The organism is Sphingomonas sp. (assembly GCF_019749955.1).
Classification (GTDB): domain Bacteria; phylum Pseudomonadota; class Alphaproteobacteria; order Sphingomonadales; family Sphingomonadaceae; genus Sphingomonas.
Window position 1 is genome coordinate 1 of record NZ_JAIEPC010000106.1, and the last position, 1,993, is coordinate 1,993.

Sequence of the window (1,993 nt, forward strand, 5' to 3'; positions counted from 1 at the left end):
TCGTCATAGTCCCAGTCGGGCAGGCCATCGAGCGCTTCGGCGCGTTCGGCTTCGCTTAGGGCTTCGATCATTGCTGCATCCTCTTGCCGTGGCTTCCTCCCCATGCCTATCACCGGCGCATGATGGGGCAAGCACCGACTATCGAGCAGATCGAACGCCACGCGCGGGCCGTCTTGGGCAAACTCCCCGAGCCGTTCGCGAGCCATTTGCGCGACATCGTGCTGATCGTCGAGGAATTCGCCGATGAGGAAACGCTGAGCGAAATGGAGATCGAGGATCCCTTCGCGCTGACCGGGCTCTATCACGGGACCCCGGTGGGCGAGAAAGCGAGCGCGAGCGGCAGCTTGCCCGATCGCATCCACCTCTACCGCCGCCCGATCCTCGATGAGTGGTGCGACACCGGCGAGCGGCTCGACCATCTGATCGCGCATGTCGTGATCCACGAAGTCGGCCATCACTTTGGGCTGTCGGACGACGCCATGCACGCGCTGGAGGAAGCGGCCGAGGGCCGGGCGTGATCGCATTCGATCGCGTGGCATGCGCGCGCGGCGGGCGGATGCTGTTCGAGGAGGTGAGCTTCTCGGTCGGCGCGGGCGAGGTGCTGCTGGTGAGCGGGCCGAACGGCGTCGGCAAGTCGAGCTTGTTGCGGGTCGCCGCCGGGTTGCTGCCGCCTGAATCGGGGGCGGTTGTCGGCGAGGCGAAGCGCGGGTGGATGGGGGAGTTGCACGCGCTCGATCCGGAATTGCCGTTGGGGAAGGCTTTGGGGTTCTGGGCGGCGATCGACGGGGCGACTGTTGCGGATGCGTTGGTGGAGGCGGGGCTCGATCATCTGGCCGAAGTGCCCGTGCGGCTGCTGTCGACCGGGCAGAAGCGGCGCGCGGCGTTGGTCCCGCTGATTGCTGCGCGGCCGCCGGTGTGGTTGCTGGATGAACCTGCCAGCGGGCTGGATGTGGCGTCGGTCGAGCGGCTCGGCGGCATCATCGCGCGCCACCGGGGGCAGGGGGGCGCGGTGCTGATCGTGTCGCACCAGCCGGTGGCGCTGGGGGATGTGCGCGAGTTGCGGTTGGGGGCTGCGCTGTGACTCACTCCCGCCACATGGAGGGGCTCAATGCACCCTCCCCGTTCGTGCTGAGCTTGTCGAAGCACCGTCCTTCTTTTGCGAGCCGTCGGAAAAAGAAGGACAGCCCTTCGACAAGCTCAGGGCAAACGGATGTTTAGGCTGTGATCGTTTCCCTCATCTGCCGCGATGTCCGCCGCGCCTGGGCGGGCGGGGGCGCGATTTTCCCGATCGCCTTCTTCCTGCTCGTCGCGGTGCTATTCCCGTTCGGGGTCGGCCCGGATCGCGATCTGCTCGCGCGGGTGGGGGGCGGGGTGATCTGGGCGGCCGCCTTGCTCGCGGCACTGATGCCGGTTGAGCGGCTGGTCGCGCCCGATATGGAAGCGGGCGTGCTCGATCAGCTGAGCGTGCGTGGGATCGGGCTGGTGAGCGTGAGCGCGGCCAAGATCGTTGCGCACTGGCTGAGCTTCGGCCCGCCGCTGATGCTGGCGGCGGTGATCGCGAGCGGGTTGCTCGGCGTGAGTGCCGACGCGCTGCTGGCGATCGAGGTCGGCTTGCTGGTCGGCACGCCGGGGCTCGCGGCGCTCGCGGTCGCGACCTCGGCGCTGGTCGCGGGCTTGCGCGGGAGTGGCGCGGTGGCGGGGCTGGTGATGCTGCCGCTCGCAGTGCCGCTGCTGATTTTCGGCGCGGGATCGATCGAAGGCGGGCAAGGGGCGTTGAAGCTGCTCGGCGCGGTGACGCTGCTCCTCGTGGCGGGCGCGCCGGTGCTGGCGGCCGCGGCAATCCGCGCGGGGCGGGGGTAGGAAGAAGAAGCGGTTTACGCGAAGCGCGCGAAGGAAATAAGGGCGCGAAGCGCAATCCGGGCCTGTCAGGATTTCCGTGTGTGGGTGGGTATAATGGGTAAAGAGGAGATCCCATATGTCCCGACGCAAAGAA

General features: G+C 67.9%; 3 protein-coding genes. All 3 read left to right on the forward strand.

What is annotated here, in order from left to right; all coding sequences use genetic code 11:
- Positions 1–119 precede the first annotated feature (119 nt).
- The 3 genes from K2W81_RS15565 (at position 120) to K2W81_RS15575 (ending at position 1,860) form a co-directional block, all read left to right on the forward strand.
- Positions 120–518, forward strand: coding sequence for a metallopeptidase family protein (locus tag K2W81_RS15565; RefSeq protein ID WP_294106162.1), 399 nt, complete (start codon positions 120–122; stop codon positions 516–518).
- The gene (gene ccmA, locus K2W81_RS15570; RefSeq protein ID WP_294106164.1) at positions 515–1,081 is read left to right on the forward strand and encodes a heme ABC exporter ATP-binding protein CcmA; all 567 of its coding nucleotides are present in this window, start codon (positions 515–517) and stop codon (positions 1,079–1,081) included. The genes K2W81_RS15565 and ccmA overlap by 4 nt, the downstream gene beginning before the upstream one ends.
- Positions 1,082–1,224: 143 nt before the next feature.
- A complete protein-coding gene (locus tag K2W81_RS15575; protein ID WP_294106167.1) occupies positions 1,225–1,860 on the forward strand; it encodes a heme exporter protein CcmB in 636 nt (211 codons plus the stop codon).
- Positions 1,861–1,993 lie beyond the last annotated feature (133 nt).

What these genes read in the sequence shown, in the direction of transcription:
- K2W81_RS15565 (WP_294106162.1), top strand. Translation starts at nt 120, where the DNA reads ATGATGGGGCAAGCACCGACTATCGAGCAGATCGAACGCCACGCGCGG.